This is a genomic window from Oerskovia enterophila, assembly GCF_044748475.1.
Taxonomy (GTDB): Bacteria; Actinomycetota; Actinomycetes; order Actinomycetales; family Cellulomonadaceae; genus Oerskovia; species Oerskovia enterophila.
Genome location: NZ_JBIVFZ010000001.1, coordinates 1,045,837 through 1,061,023 on the forward strand (window position 1 = coordinate 1,045,837; position 15,187 = coordinate 1,061,023).

General features: G+C 73.6%; 16 protein-coding genes. 7 read left to right on the forward strand and 9 right to left on the reverse strand.

Annotation, left to right across the window (positions count from 1 at the left end):
- Nucleotides 1-92 precede the first annotated feature (92 nt).
- From ACIPWA_RS04590 to ACIPWA_RS04600, 3 genes are all read right to left on the reverse strand, one after another.
- Nucleotides 93-2,405: a DEAD/DEAH box helicase gene (locus ACIPWA_RS04590; protein ID WP_400288483.1), complete on the reverse strand. Its 2,313-nt coding sequence runs from the start codon at nt 2,403-2,405 to the stop codon at nt 93-95.
- A gap of 426 nt (nt 2,406-2,831) precedes the next feature.
- The gene (gene adhP / locus ACIPWA_RS04595) at nt 2,832-3,863 is read right to left on the reverse strand and encodes an alcohol dehydrogenase AdhP (protein WP_400288362.1); all 1,032 of its coding nucleotides are present in this window, start codon (nt 3,861-3,863) and stop codon (nt 2,832-2,834) included.
- A gap of 200 nt (nt 3,864-4,063) precedes the next feature.
- Complete coding sequence (locus tag ACIPWA_RS04600) at nt 4,064-4,543, reverse strand: hypothetical protein (protein WP_400288363.1); 480 nt, start codon at nt 4,541-4,543, stop codon at nt 4,064-4,066.
- 131 nt (nt 4,544-4,674) lie between these two features.
- On the opposite strand from ACIPWA_RS04600, the gene ACIPWA_RS04605 reads away from it, so the two are divergent.
- From ACIPWA_RS04605 to ACIPWA_RS04635, 7 genes are all read left to right on the forward strand, one after another.
- Complete coding sequence (locus ACIPWA_RS04605; protein WP_400288365.1) at nt 4,675-5,241, forward strand: Rieske (2Fe-2S) protein; 567 nt, start codon at nt 4,675-4,677, stop codon at nt 5,239-5,241.
- Nucleotides 5,242-5,437: 196 nt separating this feature from the next.
- The gene (locus ACIPWA_RS04610; RefSeq protein ID WP_400288485.1) at nt 5,438-6,577 is read left to right on the forward strand and encodes a histidinol-phosphate transaminase; all 1,140 of its coding nucleotides are present in this window, start codon (nt 5,438-5,440) and stop codon (nt 6,575-6,577) included.
- Nucleotides 6,574-7,173: an imidazoleglycerol-phosphate dehydratase HisB gene (hisB, locus tag ACIPWA_RS04615; RefSeq protein WP_056648875.1), complete on the forward strand. Its 600-nt coding sequence runs from the start codon at nt 6,574-6,576 to the stop codon at nt 7,171-7,173. Before ACIPWA_RS04610 ends, hisB begins: the two co-directional genes overlap by 4 nt.
- Nucleotides 7,170-7,808, forward strand: a complete 639-nt coding sequence (locus tag ACIPWA_RS04620) for a hypothetical protein (RefSeq protein ID WP_235534189.1) — start codon at nt 7,170-7,172, stop codon at nt 7,806-7,808. Before hisB ends, ACIPWA_RS04620 begins: the two co-directional genes overlap by 4 nt.
- Nucleotides 7,805-8,452, forward strand: coding sequence for an imidazole glycerol phosphate synthase subunit HisH (hisH, locus tag ACIPWA_RS04625; RefSeq protein ID WP_056648877.1), 648 nt, complete (start codon nt 7,805-7,807; stop codon nt 8,450-8,452). The genes ACIPWA_RS04620 and hisH overlap by 4 nt, the downstream gene beginning before the upstream one ends.
- 85 nt (nt 8,453-8,537) lie before the next feature.
- Nucleotides 8,538-9,269, forward strand: a complete 732-nt coding sequence (gene priA, locus ACIPWA_RS04630; protein ID WP_056648878.1) for a bifunctional 1-(5-phosphoribosyl)-5-((5-phosphoribosylamino)methylideneamino)imidazole-4-carboxamide isomerase/phosphoribosylanthranilate isomerase PriA — start codon at nt 8,538-8,540, stop codon at nt 9,267-9,269.
- Nucleotides 9,266-10,060 (forward strand): SseB family protein, encoded by a 795-nt coding sequence (locus tag ACIPWA_RS04635; protein WP_400288367.1) that lies wholly within the window; start codon nt 9,266-9,268, stop codon nt 10,058-10,060. The genes priA and ACIPWA_RS04635 overlap by 4 nt, the downstream gene beginning before the upstream one ends.
- Before the next feature lie 101 nt (nt 10,061-10,161).
- Here the strand turns inward: ACIPWA_RS04635 and ACIPWA_RS04640 are convergent, their stop codons facing one another.
- The 6 genes from ACIPWA_RS04640 to ACIPWA_RS04665 form a co-directional block, all read right to left on the reverse strand.
- Nucleotides 10,162-10,593 (reverse strand): spore germination protein GerW family protein, encoded by a 432-nt coding sequence (locus ACIPWA_RS04640; RefSeq protein WP_400288369.1) that lies wholly within the window; start codon nt 10,591-10,593, stop codon nt 10,162-10,164.
- A gap of 10 nt (nt 10,594-10,603) precedes the next feature.
- The gene (locus ACIPWA_RS04645) at nt 10,604-11,362 is read right to left on the reverse strand and encodes a trypsin-like peptidase domain-containing protein (RefSeq protein WP_400288371.1); all 759 of its coding nucleotides are present in this window, start codon (nt 11,360-11,362) and stop codon (nt 10,604-10,606) included.
- Nucleotides 11,359-11,961: a hypothetical protein gene (locus ACIPWA_RS04650; RefSeq protein WP_400288373.1), complete on the reverse strand. Its 603-nt coding sequence runs from the start codon at nt 11,959-11,961 to the stop codon at nt 11,359-11,361. Before ACIPWA_RS04650 ends, ACIPWA_RS04645 begins: the two co-directional genes overlap by 4 nt.
- A gap of 185 nt (nt 11,962-12,146) precedes the next feature.
- Nucleotides 12,147-12,500: a DUF1844 domain-containing protein gene (locus tag ACIPWA_RS04655; protein WP_056648882.1), complete on the reverse strand. Its 354-nt coding sequence runs from the start codon at nt 12,498-12,500 to the stop codon at nt 12,147-12,149.
- A 285-nt stretch (nt 12,501-12,785) separates the two neighbouring features.
- Nucleotides 12,786-14,288, reverse strand: coding sequence for a catalase (locus tag ACIPWA_RS04660; RefSeq protein ID WP_068706700.1), 1,503 nt, complete (start codon nt 14,286-14,288; stop codon nt 12,786-12,788).
- A gap of 136 nt (nt 14,289-14,424) precedes the next feature.
- Nucleotides 14,425-14,859: a Fur family transcriptional regulator gene (locus tag ACIPWA_RS04665; RefSeq protein WP_354511662.1), complete on the reverse strand. Its 435-nt coding sequence runs from the start codon at nt 14,857-14,859 to the stop codon at nt 14,425-14,427.
- Nucleotides 14,860-15,187 lie beyond the last annotated feature (328 nt).

Sequence of the window (15,187 nt, forward strand, 5' to 3'; positions counted from 1 at the left end):
CACTGACCCCACCCACCCCCTCCGCGGGGGGGGGGGCGGGCGCGGGTTAACGGGGCCCGGCCCCCCCCCCCGCTCTCGTCGTGCGCAGGGCGTCAGCGCACCCCGAGCACGAACGGGTAGACCGCCGCGGCTCCTGCCTGGCGCAGCAGGCGGGCGGCGACCGTGAGGGTCCAGCCCGAGTCGGTGTAGTCGTCGACCAGGAGGATCCGGCGTCCTGCGAGCCCCGCCATCGCGGGGGCCGAGAGCTCGAGCCGCAGACGCTCGACGACCCCGGCCAGGCGCATGGCCGAGTTCACGTCATGTCGGCCGGGCTGCTCGCGCCCCGGCACGGGACCGACCGAGCCGACGAGCGGACGGTCGAGGTAGCGCGCGAGCCCGCCCGCCAGGTGCTGGACCAGGTGCGGGCGCGTGGCCGACCGCACGGACACGATGCCGTCGAGCAGGAGGCGGCGCGCGGGAGCGTCGCTCCCGTCAGCCGCCGCGGCGTCGACGACAGCCTCGCCGGTCCCGGTGGGCTCACCGTCCGTGGCGGCAGGCGCGTACAGCGCGTCCCACTCGTCGAGCACGCGCGCTGCCGCGCGACGCAGCGCGACGGGGGTCTCGCCGTCGGGCACGCCGGGGGCGAAGAGCTCACGCAGCGGACCCGACCATCCGAGCCCGTCGAGGCGCGCGACGGCTCGGCCCGGGGACGCGAGCTCCTCGGGGGACAGGCGTCCCTTGAGGTCGAGTCCCATCCGGTCGAGGCCCGTGGGCCACTGGCGACGGGCCACGACCTCGACGCCCGGGCGGTCCATGTCGGCGCGCGCCGCGGAGACGGCCTCGGCGTCGGGGGCCGCGGGCAGGTCCACGCCGCCGCAGCGGTCGCACCGGCCGCACGTCCAGCCCGGCTCGAGCTCGGGGTCGTCGAGGGTCGCGCGCAGGAACGCCATGCGGCAGCCGCTCGTGGCCTCGTAGTCGATCATGGAGCGCTGCTCGGCGAGCCGGGTCTGCTCGACGCGCGCGTAGCGGTCGGCGTCGTAGACCCAGGGCTGACCGGTCGAGACCCAGCCGCCCTTGACGCGACGGACCGCGCCGTCGACGTCGAGGACCTTGAGCATGGTCTCGAGGCGCGAGCGCTTGAGGTCGACCTGGGTCTCGAGGGCCGCGACCGACTGCGTCCCGCCGCCCGCCTCGAGGGCTGCGAGGGTCTCGCGGACCTGACGCTCGGCGGGGAACGCGAGCGAACCGAAGTACTCCCAGATGCGCCGGTCCTCCTCGCCGGGCAGCAGCACCACGACTGCGCTGTCGACGCCACGCCCGGCACGACCGACCTGCTGGTAGTACGCGATGGGCGACGACGGGGCGCCCAGGTGCACGACGAACGCGAGGTCCGGCTTGTCGAAGCCCATGCCGAGCGCCGACGTCGCGATGAGGGCCTTGACCCGGTTCTCCTTGAGGTCGGCCTCGAGCTGTTCGCGCTCGGTCGTGTCGGTCTGGCCCGTGTACGCGGCCACGGCCAGCCCGGTCGCTCGCAGCTGGCTCGCGACCTGCTCGGCGGCCGAGACCGTGAGGCAGTAGACGATCCCCGAGCCGTCGACGTCCTGGAGCGTCTCGGCGAGCCACGCGATACGGCTGGGCTGGTCCGGCAGGTTGAGCACGGCCAGGTGCAGCGACTCGCGGTCGAGACCGCCGCGCAGCACGAGCACGTCCTCGCGCGGCCCGGCGGGCGCCCCGGCGGCGGCGTCACCGGCCGCGGACGACGTGCTGGCCGCTGCGCTGCCGACCGACGCGCCCGTGACCCCGAGCTGCTCGGCGACGTCGGCGGTCACGCGTTCGTTGGCGGTCGCGGTCGTGGCGAGCACGGGGATGCCGGGGGGCAGGTCCGCGAGGAGGGTGCGGATGCGGCGGTAGTCGGGGCGGAAGTCGTGGCCCCAGTCGGAGATGCAGTGCGCCTCGTCGATGACCACGAGGCCCGCGTCGGCAGCGAGCCGGGGGAGCACCTCGTCACGGAAGCCGGGGTTGTTGAGGCGCTCGGGCGAGCAGAGCAGGACGTCGACCTCGCCCGCGGCGATCGCGGCGTGCACGTCGTCCCACTCGGTCATGTTCGACGAGTTGATCGTCACGGCGCGGATCCCGGCGCGGGCCGCGGCGGAGATCTGGTCGCGCATCAGGGCCAGGAGCGGCGAGACGATGACCGTGGGCCCCGCGCCGCGCGAGCGCAGCAGCGAGGTCGCGACGAAGTAGACGGCCGACTTGCCCCACCCGGTGCGCTGGACAACGAGGGCCCGACGGCGGAACGCGACCAGGGCCTCGATCGCGAGCCACTGGTCGTCGCGCAGCTTCGCGTCGTCGCGACCGACCAGCGAGCGCAGCGCGGTCTCGGCTTCTTCGCGCAGGTCCTTGCCCTCGAGGAGACCGCGCAGCATGGCGACCTTGGCGAGCCGCGCGGCGTCGGCCGCCGAGACGGCGTGGGCTGTGGCGCCCGGCGTCGGGGCGGCAGCGGGCTCCGCCGCGGTCGGCGACGGGCGAGCGGCGCTCGCGCCGACGGACGCGCGTCGCGGCGCGGCCCCCGCGTCGTCGGGGACCGGGGGCTCGTCGTACAGGTCGGCAGGCGGCTCCGACGCGAAGTCGGGAGGGAGGTCGGCGTACGGGTCGTGCTGGTCACGGGGGAACGAGGTCACCCAGCGATCGTAGGCGCAGGGTGGGACACCGCGTGCTCGGTGCACAGGCCGGGTGCCCAGGTGCGGCGGTGTGCCACGAGCACGGCCCGGTGCCGTTCCACGGAGATCCGTCGAACGGCACCGGGCCGCGGGGCCGGGCAGGGGCCGGCAGTCAGCCCCGCTCGAGCCTCGTCAGGAGTGCATGTCCATGACGACGCGGCCGTCGATCTTGCCCTTCTCCATCTCGCTGAAGATGTCGTTGACGTCGCTCAGCGGGCGCACGGTGTAGGTCGGGCTGACCTTGCCGCGCGCGAAGAAGTCGAGCGCCTCGGCCATGTCCTTGCGCGTCCCGACGATCGAGCCGCGGACCGTGAGCCCGAACAGGACGGTCGTGAAGATGTCGAGCGGGAACTTCTCGGGCGGCAGCCCGACCAGGGAGACCGTGCCGCCGCGGCGCAGCGCGCCGACGGCCTGCGGGAACGCGTGGGCGTTGACCGCGGTCACGAGGGCTCCGTGCACGCCGCCCCCGGTCTTCTCCTGGATCTCGGCCGCGGGGTCGGCCGACGTGGCCGCGTTGACCGTGACCTCGGCGCCGTGCTTGCGCGCCAGGGCGAGCTTCTCGTCGTCCACGTCGACCGCGGCGACGCGGCGTCCCATGGCCACGGCGTACTGGACGGCGATGTGCCCGAGTCCGCCGATGCCCGAGATCAGGACCCACTCGCCGGGCTTGGTGTCGGTCTGCTTGAGGCCCTTGTAGACCGTGACGCCCGCGCACAGGATCGGCCCCACGGCCGCGTCCTCGACGCCCTCGGGGATGATCGGGGCATAGCGTGAGTCGACGAGCATGTACTGGCCGAACGAGCCGTCGACCGAGTAGCCACCGTTCTTCTGGTGTGGGCAGAGGGTCTCCCACCCGGTCTCGCAGTACTCGCACTCGCCGCACGCGCTCCACAGCCAGGCGTTGCCGACCTTGTCCCCGACCTTGACGCGCGTGACCTGGTCGCCGACCGCGACGACGGTGCCGACGCCCTCGTGGCCCGGCACGAACGGCGGGGACGGCTTGACGGGCCAGTCGCCGTGGGCTGCGTGCAGATCCGTGTGACAGACGCCGGTGTAGTCGACCTTGACGAGCGCTTCGAGGGGTCCGGGGGTGGGGATCTCGATCTCGTCGATCGTGAGCGGCTCGGCGAACGTGTGGACGACGGCTGCCTTCATGGTGCTCATGACTCTCCTCCAGGAGCGGACACCGGGGCGGGGTCGAGCCGTTCGTCGACGGGCGCGACAGGCACGACGGGACGCGCTTCGCGTCCGATGGTGTCCGGTCCTTCGACCGTATCCGAGCGTGTTCGGGGCCGCTCGCGCAAGGTCCGGCACACCGGACGAAACTATCTTGTGAAGATCGTCACAAGCGATATCGGTGCAGTTCAGGCGGCCTTTCTGGACCTGCCCGAGGCCCGTCGTCGCTCGACGACGAGGGCCAGCAGGGCGCCGACCAGCGCGACCCACTCGCTCACCGCGGCCGTGACCTGCTGGACCCCGCCGACCGTCTCTTCCACGGTGAAGAACCCGACCGTCGTCGAGAGGTAGAACGCGCCGAGCGTCGCGACCGAGAAGCCGATCGCCCCGAGCAGCGGCAGCCAGTGGCGCCAGACCAGCACGAGCAGACCGAGCACGAACCCCGCGACCGCGTTGAGCAGGAACAGCGGGCCGACGACCTCGATGTCCTGGTACCCCTGGACGTAGAGGAAGAGGTGCACGTCGGCCGAGAGCAGCAGCCCCGCGGCCGTCACGCCGCGCAGCAGCCAGGCGCCGCGCGGCAGCGGCGGTGGCACGGGTGGGGTGCCCGACGACGGAGCTCCCCCCGGCGTGGACGCTGCGGGGGGTGGGGGATCGGACGCGGCCATGGGGTGCTCCGAGTGCTCGGGTGCGGGTGGGCGGGAAGCCCGGGCGGGACGTCGCGCGCTCGCGCGCGGCGCCGGGCCCGATGCTTCAATTGAAAGACTTCTCGACCCCGGACGCACGGCGGAGGGTGACCATGACCTCGACCTCGCAGCAGACCCCGGACCGGCTCGGCGCCTCGCGAGCGGTCGCCGCGCAGGCCGCGACGGACGGAGCGTGCGCGCCGACCGACTCGGGCCCCGCTCCCCGCGACCGGTTCACCCGACGCGCGGTGCTCGTCTCGGCGGGCGCCGGGGCGGGGGCCCTCGTCCTCGCTGCGTGCTCGGGCGGCGGGGGAGGGGCGAGCACCGCCGGGACGGGCGACGCGGGTACCGGGACGGGAGGCGGCGGCTCGGCCGGTGCGCCGCCGTCGGGCACCGCGGTCACTGCCACGGGCGACGTGCCGGTGGGTGGCGCGGTATCGGTCCAGGTCGACGGTGCCCCCTACCTCGTGACCCAGCCCGAGGAGGGGACGTTCGAGGCCTTCAGCGCGATCTGCACGCACCAGGGCTGCACGGTCGCGCCGGGCGACGGCGAGCTCGACTGCCCGTGCCACGGCTCCCGCTTCGACCTGAGCACGGGCGACGTGATCGCCGGTCCGGCGCCCACGCCCCTGCCGCGCCTCGCCGTCACGGTGAGCGGCACCGACGTCGTTACCGCCTGACGGGTCGCGGGCTCGTCCGGCGGGGAGCGGACCTCTGCGAGAGGCGGGCGCACCGACCGCCTGCCGGACGTCCACCCGTCCCTCACGGACGGCTTCGTAGACTGTCCTGGTGACCACTCCTCTTCTCGAGTCCCCGGACGACGCACCCCAGGCAGGTGCCTCCACCTCGCAGCCCCGCACGCACGCCGCGGCGCAGGTGCACCTCCCGGTCCGGTCCGAGCACGCGGGGATCGAGCCGTACGGTGCCCCGCAGCTCGACGTGCCTGTCCTGCTCAACGTCAACGAGAACCCCTACGCGCCCTCGGCCGAGGTCGTGGCGACCATCGCGGCCGACGTCGCGACAGCCGCCGCGACGCTCAACCGCTACCCGGACCGCGACTTCCTGGGCCTGCGCCAGGACCTCGCCGACTACCTCGCGGGGGAGTCGGGCGTGCGCGTGGCCCCCGAGCAGGTCTGGGCCGCGAACGGCTCCAACGAGGTCATGCTGCACCTGCTCCAGGCCTTCGGTGGCCCCGGGCGCACCGCGCTCTCGTTCGCGCCGACGTACTCGATGTACCCCGAGTACGCCCGCGACACCTCGACCGCCTGGGTCACCGGGCGGCGCGCGGAGGACTTCACGCTCGACCCCGACGCCGCACGCGCCGCGATCGTCGCGCACGCCCCCTCGGTGATCCTGCTGGCCAGCCCCAACAACCCGACGGGCACGGCCCTGACCCGCGAGGTCGTCGAGGCCGTGTGCGAGGCGGCGCTCGCGGTCACCCCGCACGGCGCCGAGCCCGGCACGTCGGCCGTCGTCGTGGTCGACGAGGCGTACGGAGAGTTCCGCCGGGCCGGGGTGCCCTCCGCGCTCGAGCTGCTCGAGCGCTACCCGAACCTCGCGGTCTCGCGCACCATGTCCAAGGCGTTCGCGCTGGCCGGGGCCCGCGTGGGTTACCTCGCCGCGTCGACCGCGCTGGTCGACGCGCTGCGCGTCGTGCGCCTGCCGTACCACCTGTCGGCCGCGACCCAGGCGGTCGCGCGCGCGGCCCTCAAGCACTCGTCCTCGCTGCTGGCCCAGGTCGACGCCCTGCGCGCCGAGCGGGACGCGACGGTGGCCTGGCTGCGGGCCCAGCGTCCCGCTGCTCTGGGCGGCGCCGCGCTGCAGGTCGCCGACTCGGACGCGAACTTCGTCCTGTTCGGCGCGTTCCCGGACCGCCACGCGGTCTGGCAGGGCCTGTTGGATCGAGGCGTCCTCATCCGGGAGACTGGTCCCGAAGGTTGGCTGCGGGTGTCGATCGGCACACCGCAGGAGATGACGGCGTTCAAGGACGCCCTGGTGGAGGTGGCAGGACTGTGAAGCGCACCGCGCGCATCGAGCGCGCGACGTCGGAGTCGAGCGTCCTCGTCGAGCTGGACCTCGACGGGACCGGCAAGACGGACATCTCGACGACCGTCCCGTTCTACGACCACATGCTGACGGCCCTCGGCAAGCACTCGCTCATCGACCTCACGGTCCGGGCCACGGGCGACACGCACATCGACGCGCACCACACGGTCGAGGACGTCGCGATCACGATCGGCGAGGCGCTCAAGATCGCGCTCGGCGACAAGGCGGGCATCTCCCGCTTCGGCGACGCCATGGTGCCGCTCGACGAGGCGCTCGCGCTCGCGGTCGTCGACGTCTCGGGCCGTCCGTACCTCGTGCACGAGGGCGAGCCCGCGGGCCAGGAGTACCACCTGATCGGCGGGCACTTCACGGGGTCGCTCACGCGCCACGTGCTCGAGTCGATCGCGCACCACGCCGCGATCTGCATCCACGTGCGCGTGCTCTCGGGCCGCGACCCCCACCACATCGTGGAGGCGCAGTTCAAGGCCCTCGCCCGAGCGCTGCGGTTCGCCGTGGCGCCCGACGCCCGGGTCGACGGCATCCCGTCGACCAAGGGCGCGTTGTGAGCCCCGAGCCCACGACCCCTGCACAGCCCGACGGGTCCGAGCGCGGCCACGAGCTCAGCCACGGACCCGTCGACCAGCCCCACGGCGACCACGCGCCGCGGACGACCGAGACGGACGACATGAGCACCCCGCAGAACCCCGAAGAGCCCGAGCTGGACCTGGTGATCCCGGACGACATCTCGAGCCTGCTCTCCCCGACCTCCGACCCCGAGCTCGCGGTCCTCGTGACCCAGATCGCGGGCGCCGAGCCGCTGGCCGCCGCCTGCTCGCTCGCGCAGCTCGAGATCGACGCCGTGCCCACCGAGATCGGTGCCCTGGCCGTCCTGCACGACCTGACGGGCGACGCCCCGCAGCAGGCCGCGGCCGCGGTCTCGACCCTCGTCAAGGGCGTCCCGCTCATCCTGCTCACGCGCCGCGGCGAGCAGCTCAGCGCGACGCGCTGGCAGGACGGCGTCGAGGGCGACGTGCTCGCCCCGGGGCTCGTCCTCGGCGGTGCGCCCGAGGAGCTCGAGGACCTCGTCACGGGCCAGACGACCGTCGCGGAGCTCTCGGGCGTCGTCCCGAGCGCGGGGATCTCGCGCTGGAAAGCCATGCGCCTGCTCACGTCGACCGCCCGCAAGGCGCGCAAGAAGTGAGCGCCGGACCCGCGGTCGTCGTCCTCGACTACGGCTTCGGCAACGTCCGCTCGGCCGTCCGCGCGCTCGAGCGGGTCGGGGCGCAGGTCGAGCTCACGGCCGACCGTGCGCGCGCCTCGGAGGCCGAGGGGCTCGTCGTCCCGGGCGTGGGCGCGTTCGCCGCCGTCATGGCCGGGCTCAAGGCCGTGCGCGGCGACCAGATCGTCGAGCGTCGCCTGGCCGGCGGCCGCGCCGTGCTCGGCATCTGCGTCGGCATGCAGGTCATGTTCGACGAGGGTGACGAGCACGGGACCCTCACCGAGGGGCTCGGCGAGTGGCCCGGCATCGTCGACCGCCTCGACGCGCCCGTCGTCCCGCACATGGGCTGGGACACGGTCCAGGTGCCCGAGGGCTCGGTGCTCTTCGACGGCATCGCGGACGAGCGCTTCTACTTCGTGCACTCGTACGCGGCCCGTCGCTTCCCGCTCGGCGTCGACGAGCCCGTGGGGCCCGCGTTCCGCGCGCCGCTCGTCACCTGGTCCGAGCACGGCGGCCCGTTCGTCGCGGCCGTCGAGAACGGCCCGCTGAGCGCGACCCAGTTCCACCCGGAGAAGTCCGGGGACGCCGGTGCGGCGCTCCTGGAGAACTGGGTCCGCTCGCTCTGACCCGTCCCGGGCGGTGTCCTGCGACCCTGCCCGCTCCCTTCATCCCGTCCATCGTTCTCGTGCATTCCCTCGGAAGGACCCCCTCATGACCGATCGTCTCGTCCTGCTGCCCGCCGTCGACGTCGCCGCCGGGCAGGCGGTGCGCCTCGTCCAGGGGGAGGCCGGCTCGGAGACCTCGTACGGTGACCCGCTGTCGGCCGCTCTCGACTGGCAGGCCGGGGGCGCCGAGTGGGTGCACCTCGTCGACCTCGACGCGGCCTTCGGCCGTGGCTCGAACGCCGAGCTGCTGGCCGACGTCGTCGCGCGCCTCGACGTCAAGGTCGAGCTCTCGGGGGGCATCCGCGACGACGAGTCGCTCGCTCGCGCCCTGGCGACGGGCTGCTCGCGCGTCAACCTGGGCACCGCCGCTCTCGAGAACCCCGAGTGGACGGCCAAGGTCATCGCCGAGCACGGCGACGCGATCGCCGTCGGGCTCGACGTGCGCGGCACGACCCTCGCGGCGCGCGGCTGGACCCAGGAGGGGGGCGACCTCTGGGAGGTCCTCGAGCGTCTCGACGCGGCCGGCTGCTCGCGCTACGTCGTGACCGACGTGACCAAGGACGGCACGCTGCGCGGCCCCAACGTCGACCTGCTGCGCGAGGTCGCCTCGCGCACCGACGCGCCCGTGATCGCCTCGGGCGGCATCTCGAGCCTGGCCGACCTCGAGGCGCTGCGTGCGCTGGTCGGCGAGGGCATCGAGGGCGCGATCGTCGGCAAGGCGCTCTACGCAGGCGCCTTCACGCTGCCGCAGGCCCTCGACGTGGCAGGCCGTCCGTGACCTCGGACCCGCACGCCGGTCACGCCCACGCGTCCGGCCAAGCGTCCGACCACGGCGCGGCACCGCTGTCGAAGGGCAAGGCGCTGCCGCCGTCCTCCGGGTTCTCCGGGGACGACGGCTCGGCCGACCCGGCGCTGACCGCGGTCCTCGCAGCGTTCGTCGAGGGCGGGGCCAGCCTGACCCAGGTCGTCGCGCAGCTCGGTCGCTCGCGCCTGCTGATCCCGATCCTCGCCGAGCTCGTCACGGCGGGCGAGGGTGAGCACGGGCAGAAGGTCGACAAGGAGGCCGCGGCCGGCGTCGTCGCGCTCGAGGCCCCCGACGGCCGGCGTGCCCTCCCGGTGTTCTCGAGCGTCGCGAGCATGGCCGCCTGGCGGCCGGACGCCCGCCCGGTCCCCGTGGACGCGCCGCGGGCCGCGCTGTCTGCCGTGAGCGAGGACTGGTCGCTGCTGGTCCTCGACCCCTCGGGCCCAGTCACGGTCCTGATCCCTCGTCCCGCGGTGTGGGCGCTCGCGCAGGGCAAGGAGTGGGCCCCTGCCGTGGCCGACGGTCAGGTCGTGGCGGACGTCGCCGACGCGATCGCGGGTGCGGTCTCGGGAGTCGAGCACGTCGCGGCCGTCCGTGCCGAGACGGGACGCAGCGCCGAGGTCGCGGTCGTCCTCGCGATCGACTCGGGCCTGGACCGGCGGGGCCTCGATGCTGTCCTCGCCCAGGTCAACGCGGCCCTCGCGGGCAGCGACGTGGTCTCCGAGCGCGTCGACTCGCTCGAGCTGCGCATCGGCCGCGCCGACTGACCCACCTGCGCTGCGCCGTCGGGCATCCTGCGAGGACGCCCGACGGCGCGGACGTGCCCGCGCGGTCCGGTGCGTCCGCCGGCTCGCCCGGCGCGACCGCCTCAGCGGTGGCGACGTCCCAGGACCCAGCCGCCCACCAGGGCGAGCACCACGGCCACGGCCTGCCCACCCAGGATGACCTTGTTGAGGTCGAGCGCGGGATGCCACCGCGCACCCTCCGGGCCCACGACGTACACGCCCAGCGGGCGCACGCTCATGCCGTAGCCCCCGCCGCCGCCGGCTCCCTCGCCGCCTGCGTCGGAGGTGGCTGCCGGGCTCCCGTCGCCCGGTGCCTGCGCGCCGTCTCCCGGCGAACCCACCCCGTAGCCGTAGCCCGTGCCGGTACCGCCCCACACCTTGGCCACGGGCACCACGAGCGTCCCGTCGCGCTCGTAGGCCTCGCCGAAGACCTTGCGCACCGAGAAGGCGTCGTTCGCTGCGCGCGTGACGAACGTGGGGTCGGGCCGTCCTGCCGTGCTGGCGTCGTTGCTCATGCTTCGCAGCCTACGAGCACGCGGGCAGGGGCGCGAAGGCCGAGGTGTCGTCGAGCATCGACCGCAGCGTCGAGACCGGGACGAGCAACGAGGCGTTGCTCGACTTCGCGTACACGACGCCGATCACCTCGCCGTCCGCGTTGAGCGCCGCGGAGCCCGAGCTGCCGGGCTCGACCTGCGCGTCGGTCACGAGGACCTCGCCGAGGTTCGAGTGCAGCGGGTCCGTGGTGGTGCCCACGACGGTGCCCTGCGTGACCGTGAGCTGCCCGCCCTCGGGGTAGCCCACGACGGTCACGGCCTCGCCCTGGACCGGGTCCGCCGCCGCGAGCGTCGGGGCCGAGGGCAGGTCGTCGCTCGTGCGCACGATCGCGAGGTCCGCGAGGCCGGCCGCGCTGGCCGTCTCGACCTTGATGTCACGACCGTCGTACGTCAGCACCTGGAGCGACTTGGAGCCCTCCACGACGTGCTTGTTCGTGATGAGCGTGCGGTCGTCGAGCGCGAAGCCCGAGCCCGTCGAGAGCGACGAGCACCCGACGTTGCGGATGCGCACGGCCATGCGCTTGACCGCGTCGAACCCGTCCGGGGAGAGGTTCTCCGAGCCCACGGGCTCGGCCTGCTGGGCGAAGCTGGGCACGACCGAGCTGGGCATGGGCTCGGGGAGCTCGGGCAGGACCCCACAACCCCCGGCCAGCGCTACGAGCAGCGTGACGGCAGCGAGCCTCGCGGCCGGTCGCGGTCGACGGTGCCGCCCGTCGGTGCTCCTCCTCACTGGTTGAGCTCCTTCTGGAGCTCGGTGTTGGCGTCGGTCGCGGCCTTGCACAGCTCGTCGACCTGGGTCGCGAACTGGGCGAGGTCGTCGGGGTTGTAGGCGTCGCGGTTGTTGAGGTAGCCGATGAGCTCGTCCTGGGCCGTTGTGCACTGCCCGAGGGCCGCGGCGACCGTGCCCGCGGCCTCGGAGATGCGGGCCTGGTAGTCGAGGTACTGCTGCGAGGCCACGTTCTCGTCGCCGAGCTGCGCCTTCTCGTTCGCGAGCTCGGTGATGCGCTCCTGCGTGGTCGCGAGCTGGGTGCGCGCCGACTCGAGCTCGGTGTTGGCGCCGTCGAGGTCGGCCGTGAGCTGGGCGACGTCCTCGCCCAGGCCGCGCGCCTCGGACTCCCACTGCGCGCTGCGGTCCTGCCAGCTCAGGGTCGTGACCAGGAGGTACGCGCCGAGCCCGAGCGAGGCGAGCAGCGCGACGCTCAGGACGACGATCGCGACGGTCTTGCCGCGCCCTGGGCGGGGACGCCGGGCGCTGCTCGTCGAAGCGCTGCCGGGAGGACCCACGGGGCTCGCCCCGGGCAGCGTCGCCGCGGCCTGGTAGGCGGACATCTGCGGGGATGCGTCGTCGGCGGCCAGGGGCCGTGCTGACGTCGGGGTGTGCGCCGGCTCCGGCGGGACGCCGGGAGGAGCGGGCGGGGGAGGACCCGCCGGGCCGCCGGGCGGGGGCACGGCGCCGTGTCCCCCGTGCGCGCTGGACGGCGGGGGAGGCGTCGGCTGCCCGCCCGACGGGGTGCTCAACTGACCGCGCCCGTGTACTTCTCGCCCGGGCCCTCGCCCAGGGCGTCGGGGTAGACCGAGGCCTCGCGGAACGCGAGCTGGAGCGTGCGGAGCCCGTCGCGCAGCGAGCGCGCGTGCTGGTTGCCGATGTCCGGGGCGGACGCGGTCACGAGGGCGGCGAGCGCGTTGATGAGCTTGCGCGCCTCGTCGAGGTCCAGGTGGCCCTTCTCGGCGGCGTCCTCGGCCAGGCCGCACTTGACGGCGGCGGCGCTCATGAGGTGGACCGCGGCCGAGGTGATGACCTCGACGGCCGCGACGTCCGCGATGTCCCGGGTGGCGTCCTGGGTGGTGGGGTCGTTCTCGGTTGTCATGGCTCCATCCTTCCAGAGCGCGGGCCGTGCGGGGACCCCGGGCGGCTCGTCACCGGCTGGGGCCGGGCCCAGGGGACGCGGACGGCCGGGGCGAGCGGCGCCGTCGGGCCTGGTCTGTCTCATCGAAGCAAATAGTGTGCCAAGCGCGAGGTGGCCGGAGTGCGCGCCGCCCCGGGCGGGCGGCGGGCCGAACGCCCGGAGGCCGGGCCCGCTGAGCGGACCCGGCCTCGGGGGTGGTGCACAGGCGTCCTGCCCGACGACGTCGCGCCGGTCAGGCGCGCAGGGTCAGGAGTGTGCGGGCTCCGACGTGACGCCCGGCTCGTCGGCCGCGAGCGGGGCGGCCTCGAGCGCGCTGCGCAGGGCAGCACCGAGGTTCGCGTCGACGTTGGTCCAGTACTGGATCGCGCGCTCACGGATCGCCAGGCTCTGGACGCCGCCGACGGCCCCCGTGATGGTCTCGAGGAAGCGGGCCTTGGCCGCGTCGTCGAACACCTCGCGGTAGAGCGTGCCGGCCTGACCGAAGTCGTCGTCCTCGGCGTGCAGCGTCGCCGCGGCCCGCGTCAGCTCGCCGTCCGACTCCCACGACCCGACACCGGCGCGAGCCTCGTCGGCCACGGGGCCGCCCAGGCTGTTGGGGGCGTAGACCGGCGTCGAGGGCGCGTTGAACCCGTGACGCTGGGCGCCGTCCTGCGAGTAGTTGTGGACCGGTGCGGCGTGCGGCGCGTTGACCGGGATCTGGTTGTAGTTGGTGCCCACGCGGTAGCGCTGCGCGTCCGGGTAGGAGAAGACGCGGGCCATCAGCATCTTGTCGGGGCTGATGTCGATGCCCGGGACCGTGTTCGCCGGCGAGAACGCCGCCTGCTCGATCTCCGCGAAGAAGTTCTGCGGGTTGCGGTTGAGCGTGTGCGTGCCGACCTTGATGAGCGGGTAGTCGGCGTGCGGCCAGACCTTCGTCAGGTCGAACGGGTTGAAGCGGTAGGTCTTGGCGTCCTCGTACGGCATGACCTGGACGTGCACGTCCCAGGACGGGAAGCTGCCGGCCTCGATCGCCTCGTACAGGTCGCGGCGGTAGTAGTCCGCGTCGGCGCCTGCGATGAGCTCGGCCTCCGAGCCCTCCATCTCGACGTTGCCCTGGTTCGACGTGAAGTGGTACTTGACCCAGAAGCGCTCGCCCGCGGCGTTGATCCACTGGTAGGTGTGCGAGCCGAAGCCCGGCATCTCGCGCCACGAGCGCGGCAGGCCGCGGTCGCCCATGAGGTAGGTGACCTGGTGGGCCGACTCGGGGGACAGGGTCCAGAAGTCCCACTGCATGTCGGCGTCACGCAGGCCCGAGCCCGGCAGGCGCTTCTGCGAGTGGATGAAGTCGGGGAACTTGATGCCGTCGCGGATGAAGAAGACGGGGGTGTTGTTGCCGACGATGTCGTAGTTGCCCTCGGTCGTGTAGAACTTCACCGAGAACCCGCGCACGTCGCGCCAGGTGTCGGGGGAGCCCTGCTCGCCCGCGACGCTCGAGAACCGCTGGAGGGTCTCGGTGCGCGCGCCCGGCTGGAACACGGCCGCCCGCGTGTAGGCCGAGACGTCCTCCGTCACGACGAACTCGCCGAACGCGCCGCCACCCTTGGCGTGGACGATGCGCTCCGGGATGCGCTCGCGGTTGAACTGCGCGAGCTTCTCGACCAGGTAGCGGTCGTGCAGCGCGGTCGCGCCGTCCGCCCCGGAGGTCAGGGAGTGGGCATCGCTCGGGACGGGCGTGCCCGTCTGCGTGGTGGTGAAGGGGGTGTTCGTCATCGTCTTCTCCTTCAGGTGAGGGCTCTGTGGGCCCGGTGCCTGCTCGTGGGTAGGGGGCGGTAGGGACAGGTGCTCCGGGGGGAGCGGTCAGGGGCTGGGGATGGCTCGGCGGGCTGCCGTGGTGCGGTGCCGGGCGTCAGTCCGCGCAGTCGGGGCACAGGCCCCAGTACGTGACCTCGGCCGTGTCGATCGTGAAGCCGTTGTTCCCGCTCGGGGTCAGGCACGGGGCGTGACCCACGGCGCAGTCGATGTCGGCGACCGCGCCGCACGAGCGGCACACGACGTGGTGGTGGTTGTCGCCCAGCCGGCGCTCGTAGCGTGCGGGGTGGCCGGCGGGCTCGATCCGGCGGAGCAGGCCGTGCTCGGTGAGCGCGTTCAGCACGTCGTAGACCGCCTGGACGGACACCGACCCGAGGGCCTCGCGGGTGGCCCGCAGGACGTCGTCCGCGTCGGCGTGCTGCTGCCGGGTCACGACGTCGAGGACCGCCAGGCGCGCAGCTGTGACACGGAGCCCGCTGTCGCGGAGCTCGGTCTCGTGGTCCGCGGGGCGGAGCGTCTTGTCGGTCGGCACGGTCCTACTCTAACCACACTTTCTGGAAGAGTTCCAACAATGGAGGGTGTCCAGTGCGTGTCGGGCCGATGAACCCTCGTGGTGGTCGCAAGGTCCGGCGTGGGATCCTGGGCGATGCTCGGGCGGCTCCTTGCCCGCCGTCCTTTCGCGCGTGCGTGGGACGGCGGCGTCGGACGCGGGAGGCGGGACGGCCCGTGCGGGCTGGTCGCTCCTGGTCGTCACCGGACCCCCGCCCGTGCGTGCTATTGTTGGTCGCTGACCGACCCGTAGGTTCTTGTCGAGGCTCCAGCAGGTGCTTCGAGAAGTGGACTACGGGTGCGCAAAGTGG